This window comes from Inquilinus sp. OTU3971 (assembly GCF_038440215.1).
The window spans coordinates 93,424-104,178 of record NZ_JASATH010000003.1 but is presented as its reverse complement, the minus strand read 5'-3'; the positions used below and the strand labels follow the sequence as shown (position 1 = coordinate 104,178).

The window sequence follows — 10,755 nt, the reverse complement described above, 5'->3', positions numbered from 1 at the left end:
CAGAAGCTGGCCTGCACCCGATAGAGGGCGGCATAGGCGCCGCCGGCGGCCAGCAACTGCTCATGCGTGCCCTGCTCGGCGATGCCCTGGTCGGTCAGGACCAGGATGCGGTCGGCGTGGCGCACCGTCGACAGCCGATGGGCGATCACCAGCGTGGTGCGGTCCCGGGCCAGATCCAGCAGCGCCTCCTGCACCGCCCGCTCGCTCTCGTTGTCGAGCGCGCTGGTGGCCTCGTCGAAGATCAGCACCGCCGGGTCCTTCAGGAAGGCCCGGGCGATGGTCAGGCGCTGCTTCTGGCCGCCGGACAGCTTGACGCCGCGCTGGCCGACATCGGTGTCGTAGCCTTCCGGCAGCGCCATGATGAAGTCATGCGCATTGGCCGCCCGGGCCGCCGCGACGATCTCCTCCTGCGTCGCGTCCGGCCTGCCGTAGCGCAGATTCTCCGCCACCGTCCCGGCGAACAGGTAGACGTCCTGCTGCACCACCCCGACCGCCCGCCGCAGCGACGCCAGGGTGACGTCGCGGATGTCGGTGCCGTCGATCAGGATCCGGCCCTCCGTCGCCTCGTAGAAGCGCGGGATCAGGGCGCAGAGCGTGCTCTTGCCGCCGCCCGAGGCGCCGACCAGGGCGACGAACTCGCCCGGCCGGATGTCGAGCGACAGGTCGCGGAACACCAGCGGCCGGTCGTCCTCGTAGCGGAAGCCGACGTCGCGGAAGCTGATCGCGCCGCGCGGCCGGGCCAGCTCGACGGCGCCGGGCCGGTCGCGGATGTCCGGCTCGACCTCCAGAATCTCCATCATCCGGGTGAAGCCGGTGTAGCCCTCCTGCCAGAGCCGGGCGAAGTTCGCCAGCCGCTTCACCGGGTCGACCAGCGCCGCGACGCAGAGCAGGAAGGTCAGCATGTCGGCGACGGCGAGCTGCCCTTCGGCGACCCGCACCGCGCCGGCGACGATGATGATCACCGTGATCAGCTGCGGAAAGGTCTCCGTCCCCATCGAGAAGAAGGCCTCGCTGCGATAGCCGGCGCGCCGGCTGTCCAGGAAGGCGGCGTTCTGCGTCTCGAAGCGGCGGGCCTCCACCGCCTCGTTGGCGAAGGACTGCACCACGCGGATGCCGGCGAGCGAATCCTCCACCCGCTCATTGACCGCGGCGATCCGCTCGCGGCTGAGCAGAAGCGCCCGGTTCATGCGGCGGTTGAAGTGCAGCGCATAGGCGACGGCGAAGGGCAGCACCGCCAGGATCATCAGGGCCAGCGGCAGGTCGAGCCAGGCCAGGATGGCGATCGCCCCGGCGAATTTCAGCACCGCGATCGCCAGGTCCTCGGGCCCGTGATGGTAGAGCTCGCCGAGCGAGAACAGGTCGTTGGTGATCCGGCTCATCAGCTGGCCGGTGCGCTGGCGGTCGTAGAAGCCGAAGGACAGCTTCTGCAGATGCTCGAACAGCTCGCGGCGCAGGGCGCTTTCCATCTTCGCGCCCATGACATGGCCCTGGTAGTCGACGAACAGGTTGCTGAGCGCCTGCAGCAGGACCACGGCGAGCATGGCCGCGCCCAGGACATAGACCTCCTCGAGCGCCCCGGGGGCGTCGCCCAGGCCGGTGAGCCGCCTGGTGACGATGTTGGCGCCGAGCGGCAGGATCAGCGCCGTGGCCGAGACGACGATGGCGCAGAACAGGTCGGCCGCCAGCAACGGAAGGTGCGGCCGGTAGGCGGACACGAACTTGCGCAGCCGCGACCGGGCGACGGCCCGTGGCACATCGCGTGAGGTCGGCGGGGAGACGGGCTGGACGTGGGAAGCGTCGACCGCGGCAGCCGGGCTGAGCGGTCGGAGAGCGAGGCGGCTAGGTGCGGCGTCTCGAGGCGCCGGCGACCTCCGAATTCGGGACAACATGAAGCGTCATGTCCTTGCGATGGGCGTTAACTCCTTTCCGTTCGGACATGAAGGTCGTCATTTTGCTCTCCTGGGATCGGTCGGCGGCGCACCATACGGCAGACGCGGCTTTCAGGCAACCCGGCGTGCCGCCGGGATCGGCGGGCCAAAGGGAAGCCATCAGTAAAATTCGGCTAAATGCAATATTCCCGACCGCCGGATCGGGGGCCTGACTCGCCACCTCATGCTGATCTTGATATCGGACAGAAAACGTGTCCTAGCTTCAATATTGCAGTTCTGTGACGGCGGTCCTGCCCTGCGGGCTTCCGGCCGGATCAGGCGCTGCGCTCCCCTGGCCGATTGACGATGAGGATGGCGGCGATGGTGGTCCGGATCGAGACCCTGTGGGCACGTTCCCAACGGCTTCTGACTCCGGCCAGCGTCCAGTCCAACCCCCAGGCCTTCGGCCTGTCGGTCCAGCAGGCGAAGCAGACGCCGGCCGCCGATCCGGTGTCACAGGACGACAAGGCCGCGGATGTGTTCGGCGCCGACGAGCCGCCGCTCGGCATCAGCGACCATTACCCGCTGCGTCTCGGCGACAACCCCTACGACATCTACCGCCGCGCCGGGGTCGACCTGAGCAAGGACAACGACGACTCGCTGCTGAAGGGCAACCTGGCCGCGACCCCGTCGCTGGACCAGCAGGCCTTCGGCAACCGCCCGGCCAACCCGCCTTCGGCCTCGCACCACCTGCAGCCCGGCCAGGACGGCGACGCCGTCACGGTGCTGGACCCGACCCGGCTGGGCTTCCTGGAGCAGGAGCGGCAGCAGCTGGCCGCCGCCTCGGTCATGGTGCTGGCGCCGGAGAAGGCGGCGGAGCTGAAGGGCGACCTGACCGCCACCATCGTGCAGGAGCTGCAATATGCCGGCACCGAGCAGGCGGTGCCGGACGTCAAGGCCCTGGCGGCGCCGATCGCCGCCCGCGCACCGAACGACAAGGTGTTCCAGGCCGCCGTCGCCTCGGCCGAGAACCTGTATTCGCGCCAGCTGATCGGCCAGGGCCGGACCGAGGACCAGCTCGGCAAGCTGCTGCAGACGGCGAAGTCCGACGCGCCCTACGACGCCAAGCAGAAGGATCAGGACCCGACCTACAACGCCCTGCGCCAGGCCGTGGCGGCCCAGCTGACCGCCACGGCCGACGACCAGACCGGCAGCACGGCGCTGGGCTCGATCTCCGGTCGCGCCGGCGTCTATATGACCTACACCAAGGACAATCCGCGCCTGGCCGACGCGATCAGACAGGGGACGCTGGACGCGCAGCATGAGGTGCTGGTCGATCGGCCGGTCCAGTCCGTCGTCGACGCCTACGAGAAGGGCGGCGCCGAGGCCGCGGCCAAGAAGCTGCGCGAGGTCACCGACCGGCAGACGGCGACGCCGGCGCAGGTGGTCGCGATCATGAACGACGACCGGCTGCAGTCGACCGCCAAGTCGATGGTGCACGACGTGGCCGGCTACCGGCAGGGGATGACCGCGAATCCGGGCAATCCCGAAACCAAGCGCGCCGCCGCGGTGATGGAGGGGCTGGCCGCCGCCTGCCAGAACGCCACCTATGCCGATGGCGGCAAGCCGGGCGAGGGCCGCGCCGCGGTTGACCGCATCGCCGGATACATCGCGGCGGAGGCGAAGCAGCCGGTCCAGCGCGGGCTGCAGGAGAACATGTTCCAGACTCCCTTCGGCTACAACCAGGCGATGCTGGGGGCAGTCGGCAACGGCGACATCGCCCTGTCGCTGTCGGTGGCCGCCGCGACCAGAACCAGCGACCCGGAGCTGTCGGTCGGCGCGCTGTACACCGCGACCGAGGGCGTCACCAAGTTCAACGAATCGGTCGATTCGCTGAAGAGCACGGCGATGGACCACGCCAAGTTCCTGGCGGTGCCGATCCACGACTGGGGCGGCAACAGCACCGGCGCCGAACTGGACCAGACCGTGCAGAAGATCCTGGCCGATCCGAAGCACAAGGACGACGTCGCCCGGATCAACCAGGACGGCGAGAAGCTGCAGGACAAGGCGGAGGTGGCCGAGGGCATCAAGGCCACGATCGCCGGCTATGACGATGTCCTCGGTGGCACGCCGGGCTTCGACAAGCCTGGCGGCAGCACCGAGTACGGCCCGGATTTCGGCCGGCTGAAGCAGCAGAGCGTCCAGGCGGCGATCGACGCCACGCCGGCCGCCGACCTGACCGGCAGCGACGGCGCGACCACGCCGACCAACACGCTGTGGTTCCAGCGCTCCGCCCGCAATGTCGTCTACCAGTCGGCCAAGCTGTACGCGACGGTCAAGCTGGACGATTCGAAGATCGCCGGCGACCCGGCCAAGCAGGCGCTGAAGGGGCTGGTGCTGGGCAAGGCGTTCACGGTGCAGCCCGACGGCAGCTACCGCGGCCCGAACGGCGAGCATTTCAACGCGCGGGCGCTGTCGCGGGTCTCCTCCGGCGTCAGCTCGGTGCTGTTCGGCCAGAACGCCGCCTTCGCCGCCACCTCCTTCGCCCAGAGCGGCAGCCTGCTGCAGGACGGCTCGTACGCCGTGGTGCACGGGCTGATGTCGCTGAGCCAGGCCGGCAACGCGGCGATGGGCGACGGCTGGCTCAAGGGCAAGTTCACGCCCGGCAGCGGCAACACCCTGATCAGCCAGAGCTACGACCGGCTGGCGCAGCAGGTCGACGGGCTGACCGTGAAGCAGGGGATCAAGGATGGGCTCAAGACATATGTGCTCAGCCCGGCGCTGCGCGACGTCGCCGACCTCGCCTATCTCGGCATCGACTCGGCCAATGCCATCAACTTCTTCAACTCGGACAAGACCACGGACAAGGTGCGCGGCGTCGCCTACACCCTCAGCGCGGCCGGGGACCTGGCCTTCCTGATGGGGCCGGGGGCGCTGGAGGCCGGGGTGCTGACAGGAGTCGGCGCCGGCACCCTGTTCGGCCTCAGCGCCACCGCCTGGACCGGGATCGGCGCGGTGCTGATGCTGGTCGCCTCCGGCATCAACACCGGGGTCAGCGCCTATGAGCATTCGCACGAGAATGACGGCGCCGACCAGGACTGGCTGCAGGCCATGGACGTCAAGCCCGAGGTCGCCGAGCAGCTGGCCAAGCACGCCACCTCGCTGGACAGCGACCCGCCCACGGCCGGCCCGTTCCTGACCAAGGCGTTCAAGCATCTCGGCCTGTCCCAGAAGGACATGGTCACCTGGCTGAACCTCCTGTCGCCGAAGGACGCCGACCGGGTGGCGACGCTGATCAAGCTGCACTACGAGCAGTGGGACCAGCACCCGATCCAGGAGAGCACCAGGTTGCTGAACGACGCGCTGTTCCAGATGGGCATCCAGCCCTTCAGCCTGCAGCTCGCCAGCAATTGACCGGGCGTCAGGCCTGCATCCGGCGGCGCCGGGCCTGCATCGGCTGGCGCGGGTGGCCGGTGGTGTCGTCGGTGTGCCAGGCCTGCGACTGGAACTTCAGGAACAGCGCCACCCAGCGCCCCTGCGGGAAGGCGATCAGCAGGGCGCCGTCCTGGCCAACGCCGTTGTCGCCGCGGAATCGCTCCTCCGGGCTGCCCTGGTTCATGTGGATGTTGTGCATGCCGCGCGACGGGGCGAAACCGAAGCCGTGATCGGCCACCGGGTCCGGCCCGAACGGCTCGCCGAAGGCGTAGAGCATGGCGTCCGGCTCATTGATCGCCCGGGCGACGATGCGGTCGATCTTCTCGTTCAGGTCGTTGTCCGGCCCCGGCCGGGTGGCCGGCAGCGGCCGCATGTGGGAGCGGTCGAAGAGCCCGTCGCGGACATAATCCAGCCCCTGGCCCCGGGCGATCGCGATCAGGCCCGGCGCCAGCGCCGCCAGCCGCGCGGTCACCGGATGGTCGAAATCGGCGTCGAGCACATATTCCACCAGCGACGGCCAGGCCGAGCCCCGGACGTTGACCGCCACCCGATGGTCGCGGCGGCCGACATCGACGCGGATATGGTAGTGGGTCGACCCCTCGGCGGCGAGGCGGCGGTCGGTCGGGCGCCCCTTCAGCACCGCGTAGCGCTCGATCGCCATGCTCCGCGGGCTATTCCCCGGCCGCGCGCAGCGGCGGGCCGGGCGGGGCGACGCGGCGGTCGTGGCGCAGCGCCGGCACGGCGGTGCGCGCCTCCGCCACCCGCGCCAGGTCGATCTCGGCGGTGACGATGCCGACCTCCTCGCCGGCATCGGCCAGGATCTCGCCCCAAGGGGCGACGATCAGCGAATGGCCATAGGTCTGGCGGCCCTTGTCATGGGTGCCGGTCTGGGCCGGGGCGATGACGAAGCTGCCGGTCTCGATCGCCCGGGCGCGCTGCAGCACGTGCCAATGGGCCTGGCCGGTCTTGCGGGTGAAGGCCGCCGGCACGCTGAGGATGTCGGCCCCGGCCCGCGCCAGGGCGCGGTACAGATAGGCGAAGCGCAGATCGTAGCAGACGGTCAGGCCCAGCACGCCGCCGGTGGGCAGCGGCGCCACCACCGCCTGGTCGCCCGGGCCGAAGGTGGCGCTCTCGCGGTAGCGCTCGCCGCCGGCCAGGTCGACGTCGAACATGTGGATCTTGTCGTAGCGCGCCAGGATCTCGCCCGACGGCGCGAACAGGTAGGAGCGGTTGGCGGCCTTGCCGTCGGCCAGCCCGATCGAGAGCGATCCTATCAGCAGCGTCGCCCCGGTCTCGCGCGCCAGTTCGGCGAAGTAGGGCAGGCCGGGGTGTCGGTCCTCCGGCAGGGAGCGCGCGAGCACGGCCTCGCGGCCCTGGACGATGAAGCCGGTGTTCTCGGGCGTCGCGATCAGCGTCGCCCCGGCATCGCGGGCCCGCCGGATCAGCGCCCCCGCGTCCCGCAGATTCGGCTCGATCTCGGTGCCGACATTGAGCTGGACACAGGCGGCGGTGAAGCGGGTCATCCTCGCCTCGAAGCGTGATCAGGCCGGCGCGGATTCGGCCAGCAGCGGGTCGAGCCTGCCGGCGCGCTCCAGCGCCTGGAGGTCGTCATTGCCGCCGACATGGGTGGCGCCGATGAAGATCTGCGGCACGGTGTTGCGGCCATTGGCGCGCTGCCGCATCTCTTCCCGCCGCGACGGCTCGGCCACCACATCGACCTCCTCGAAGCCGACGCCCTTCTGGGTCAGCAGCTTCTTGGCCATGTAGCAGTAAGGGCAGAACGGGCTGGAGTAGACGATGACGGGTGGCATGCAGATCCTCCGAAGAGTTCCCCGAATATGAGGTCATTCGCCGGACGATGCCAGGGGTCTGCGTCCGGCGAATGGCGCCCATGACCTGGGCGCACCTCAGCGTCACGGCGGCGGCACCCGGGCCAGGGTGACGACGTCGACCCCGGCTGCCCCCTTGCGCCGCAGCGCCCGCGCGCATTCGTCGATGGTGGCGCCGGTGGTCAGCACGTCGTCGACCAGCAGAACGCGCCTTCCCTCGACCAGCGCCTCGCGGCCGGGCCGTACCGCGAAGGCGCCGGCGACGTTGCGGCGCCGCGCGCGGCGGTCCTGGCCGCCCTGGCTGGGCGTCGGCCGGCGCCGCACCAGCAGGTCCGGCGCCACCGGGCGGCCGGCTTCGCGGCCGAGCGCCAGCGCCAGCAGCGCCGCCTGGTTGTAGCGCCGGCGCAGCAGGCGCCAGCGGTGCAGCGGCACCGGCGCGATCACGTCCGCCTCGGCCAGGAACGGCGCCGCCGCCCGCTGCAGCATGCGGCCGAAGGCCGGCGCCGCATGGGTCTGGTCGCCATGCTTGAAGGCCAGGACCAGCTTGCGGCTGAGATCGTCGTAGAGGAAGGCGGCGCGGGCCTGGTCCCACAGCGGCGGAAAGGCGAGGCAGTTGGCGCAGACCGGGTCGTCGCCCGCGCCTTCCGCCGCCCCATGGTCGAAAGGCAGGCCGCAGCGCCGGCATTGCGGCGGACCGAGGAAGGCCAGCTGCCCCCAGCAGGCGGCGCACAGCGCCCCCGGCGCCACGATCTCGGCGCCGCAGGACAGGCAGCGCTGCGGCAGCACGGCATCGAGCAGGGCGGTGCCGGCGCGGCCGAGCCAGGGTGCGAGGACCGGGCGCATCACAGCCGCCTACCGGCCGATGGCGACGCCCCCGCGCCGCTGATCGGAGCCGCCGACCAGCCCGTCCGGGCCGATCTGGATGCCCTGCAGCCCGCTGGGCTGCTCCATCACCACCACGTCGTGGCCGCGCGCCGCCAGGGCGTCCTTCAACCCCTCGGCGGCGGTTCCCGCCTCCAGCTCGGTCCGGCCGTTGAGGTTGACGACATGGCCCAGATCGATCGCCTGCTGCACGTCCAGCCCCCAGTCCAGCACGCTGATGATAGCCTGGGCGACATAGGGGATGATACGGGCGCCGCCGGGCGACCCGATCACCAGAACCGGCCGGCCGGCCCGGTCCAGCACGATGGTCGGGGCCATCGAGCTGCGCGGCCGCTTGCCGGGCTCGACCCGGTTCGCCACCGAGCGGCCGCCGGCGTAGGGCACGAAGGAGAAGTCGGCCAGCCCGTTGTTGAGCAGGAACCCGCGCACCATCAGATGCGAGCCGAAGGCGCCCTCGATCGAGCTGGTCAGCGACACGACGCTGCCATCGGCGTCGACGATCGAGACATGGCTGGTGTTGGACGGCTCGGCCGCGGAATTGACGCTGCGCTCCTGTCCCACGCGCCGCGGCGGATTGCCCGGCGGCACCGGCGCGGGCGCGGCCCGGTCGGCCGAGATCATCCGCGCCCGCGCGGTCGTGTAGCTGCTGTCGATCAGGCTCGTTGTCGGGACCAGGACGAAATCCGGATCGGCGACATAGCGGTCGCGATCGGCCGTGGCCAGCTTGCCGGCCTCGGCGAACAGGTGCCAGGCGTCGCCCGAGCCGGGGTCGATCGTGGACATCTTCACGTGATCGAGCATGCCGAGGATCTGGCCGACCCCGATGCCGCCGGCGCTCGGCGGCCCCATGCCGCAGACCCGCCAGCCGCGGTAGGGGACGCAGACCGGCTGGCGTTCGATCACCCGGTAGACCACCAGGTCGATCGGCGCCAGCCGGCCGGCATCGCCGGACGCGCCCTGGGCCGCGGCGACGATGTCGGCGCCGATCGGGCCGAGATAGAAGGGCGCGTCGCCGTTGCTCAGGATGAAGCGCAGAGTGTCGGCGAAGGCCGGATTGCGCAGGGTCTGGCCGGCCTGCAGCGCCTGGCCGCCGGGGAAGAAATAGTCGCGCGCCCGGGGATCCTGCTTCAGCCGCTCCGCCGTGTCGCCGGTCAAGAGGCCGGCCAGCCGCGGCGACACGACAAAGCCCTTCTCGGCCATGTCGATCGCCGGCCGGAACAGCCGGGCCAGCGGCAGCCTGCCCCAGCGCTTGTGTGCCTCGAGCAGCAGCCGCAGCGTGCCGGGGGCGCCGACCGAGCGGCCGCCGACGGTCGCGGCGGCAAACGACATCGGCTGGCCGTCCGGGCCGAGGAACATGCTGCCATCGGCATCCCGCGGCGCCGTCTCCAGCCCGTCGAGCGAGGTCAGCCGGCCCGACCGCCCGTCGAAATGCAGCAGCAGCGCTCCGCCGCCGATGCCGCCCGACTGCGGCTCGACCAGGTTGAGCACCAGCTGCACCGCGATCATGGCGTCGACCGCGGTGCCGTTCTCCGCCAGCACGTCGTAGCCGGCCCAGGCCGCCACCGGATCGCCGGCCGCCACCATGAACCGCTTGGCGCGGACGGCGGGTTCGGCGGAGTGGGCGGCCGCAGTCTGGCTCACGAGGACGGGGGCCGTTCCAGCGGGCGGGGACGGGTCCGATCGAGCGGCGGGTTCGGCGGGGCGGCCGGCCGCAGCCTGGCTCGCGACGGCGGGGGCCGCCCCGGCAGCGGGGGCCGCCCCCGCCGGCGGCGACAGGTCCGACCAGATCGCGTCGGAGACCGCGAACAGCAGGCCGGCGCCGACCGCGCCGCATAGAAGCAAGGCCCACCAGCCGGTCCGCCGCATCCTCGCCCTCGCAAATCACATCAAATTTGCATAAGGGAGTATTCCACGACCGCGGCCGGTTCCCAATCCCCCGTCTGGGGCAGCCGGTCAGGTCAGGCTGAGGCCGCCGTCCAGCATCACGATCTCGCCGGTCACGTAGTCCGAGCGGATCAGGGCGAAGACGATCTCCGCCACATCCTCCGGCTGCGCCGGACGGCGCATCGGCGCCGTGGTGGCCCAGAGAAGCTGCGCCTCGGCCCAGGCCGCGGTCATCGGCGTGTCGACCAGCCCCGGGGCGACGGCGTTGACCCGGATCGCCGGCGCCAGCGACTTGGCGAGCAGGCGGGTGACGTGGTGCAGCGCCGCCTTGGACGCGGCATAGGGCACCGAGGCGCCGCGCGGCCGGGCCCCGGCATGGGAGCCGATATTGACCACCGCCGCCGGCCGGCCGCGCACCGCCGCCGACTGCCGCAGCGCGTCCTCGGCCTCGGCCACCAGCAGCCAGGGCGCGATGACGTTGACCTGGTGCAGCCGGCGCCACAGGTCGGGCGTCGCCGCCTTCAGGTCGGCATGCGGCACCGTGGCGGTGATGCCGGCGCTGTTGACCAGCGCGTCGATCCGGCCGTGCCGCGCCAGCACCGCCCGCACCAGGGCCGGCGGCCCATCATCGGTCGCCAGGTCCGCGGCGGTGTAGCTGGCGCCACCCCCGAGCTCCGCCACCAGCGCCTGGCCGGCCTCGACCGAGGCGCGCGAATGCAGCGCCACGGCCCAGCCTTCGGCGACCAGCCGCCAGGCCACCGCGGCGCCGATCCCCGAGGTCGATCCCGTCACCAGCGCCACCGGCCGGTCCGCTGCGGTCATGATCCGTCTCCTCGCTCGTCCTTCCCTCCGGGCTA

The 10,755-nt window shown here is 71.3% G+C and carries 8 protein-coding genes; 1 reads left to right on the top strand and 7 read right to left on the bottom strand.

Annotation, left to right across the window (positions count from 1 at the left end; translation table 11 throughout):
* Positions 1-1,754, bottom strand: a 1,754-nt coding sequence (locus tag AAHM41_RS01765) for an ABC transporter ATP-binding protein (protein ID WP_342234776.1), incomplete at its 3' end; no start/stop codon positions are given.
* A 495-nt stretch (positions 1,755-2,249) separates the two neighbouring features.
* Between AAHM41_RS01765 and AAHM41_RS01760 the strand changes: the two genes are divergently transcribed.
* Entirely contained in the window at positions 2,250-5,282 is a 3,033-nt protein-coding gene (locus tag AAHM41_RS01760) for a hypothetical protein (protein ID WP_342234775.1), read from the top strand.
* A 7-nt stretch (positions 5,283-5,289) separates the two neighbouring features.
* Here the strand turns inward: AAHM41_RS01760 and AAHM41_RS01755 are convergent, their stop codons facing one another.
* The 6 genes from AAHM41_RS01755 to AAHM41_RS01730 form a co-directional block, all read right to left on the bottom strand.
* Positions 5,290-5,964, bottom strand: coding sequence for a YukJ family protein (locus AAHM41_RS01755; protein WP_342234774.1), 675 nt, complete (start codon positions 5,962-5,964; stop codon positions 5,290-5,292).
* Between the two features lie 10 nt (positions 5,965-5,974).
* Complete coding sequence (locus AAHM41_RS01750) at positions 5,975-6,826, bottom strand: carbon-nitrogen hydrolase family protein (protein ID WP_342234773.1); 852 nt, start codon at positions 6,824-6,826, stop codon at positions 5,975-5,977.
* A gap of 18 nt (positions 6,827-6,844) precedes the next feature.
* On the bottom strand, positions 6,845-7,114 hold the full coding sequence (gene grxC, locus AAHM41_RS01745; protein WP_342234772.1) for a glutaredoxin 3: 270 nt from the start codon (positions 7,112-7,114) through the stop codon (positions 6,845-6,847).
* A 102-nt stretch (positions 7,115-7,216) separates the two neighbouring features.
* A complete protein-coding gene (locus AAHM41_RS01740; protein ID WP_342234771.1) occupies positions 7,217-7,975 on the bottom strand; it encodes a ComF family protein in 759 nt (252 codons plus the stop codon).
* 9 nt (positions 7,976-7,984) lie between these two features.
* On the bottom strand, positions 7,985-9,880 hold the full coding sequence (gene ggt / locus AAHM41_RS01735) for a gamma-glutamyltransferase (RefSeq protein WP_342234770.1): 1,896 nt from the start codon (positions 9,878-9,880) through the stop codon (positions 7,985-7,987).
* Between the two features lie 87 nt (positions 9,881-9,967).
* Positions 9,968-10,720: an SDR family NAD(P)-dependent oxidoreductase gene (locus AAHM41_RS01730; RefSeq protein ID WP_342234769.1), complete on the bottom strand. Its 753-nt coding sequence runs from the start codon at positions 10,718-10,720 to the stop codon at positions 9,968-9,970.
* Between the last annotated feature and the right edge of the window lie 35 nt (positions 10,721-10,755).